Here is a 372-nt window from a genome sequence, read left to right on the forward strand (position 1 = left end):
CGGATTCCGACTCTGCTGTTCCGCACGCGTCCCCCGTGCCCCTTCGACAGTAAGCTGTTCCGAGGAGGGGACGAGTACGAAGTGCGCGAGTTCTCGGCCACTCAGGACGAACTCCGGTCGGGTCGTCCCACGGCCGGTCGTGATCTCACGATCCAAGAGCCGCTGCAGCGCCGCTCGTGCATTCCGTTCTTTCGTGGCTGCCCGCAAGCCGCTGTCGCGCAACCGTTCGGCCTCCACCTCATAGTACGGCCCGTCAAGCGGGTCGAATACCGGGACCAGTGATTGCATCCGCTCATCGAGATCATCGCGACCGTCACTACCGGATGGAATCCCGATTGCGCGGATGTTCGCGGTGAACGACCGCTTCGGATT

The 372-nt window shown here is 63.2% G+C and carries 1 protein-coding gene; it reads right to left on the reverse strand.

The window, feature by feature from the left end; translation table 11 throughout:
- Window positions 1-372, reverse strand: a 372-nt coding sequence (locus FJT57_RS17160; protein ID WP_238994038.1) for a hypothetical protein, incomplete at both ends; no start/stop codon positions are given.

The sequence above is a fragment of the Halobellus captivus genome (genome assembly GCF_007655485.1).
Taxonomy (GTDB): domain Archaea; phylum Halobacteriota; class Halobacteria; order Halobacteriales; family Haloferacaceae; genus Haloquadratum; species Haloquadratum captivum.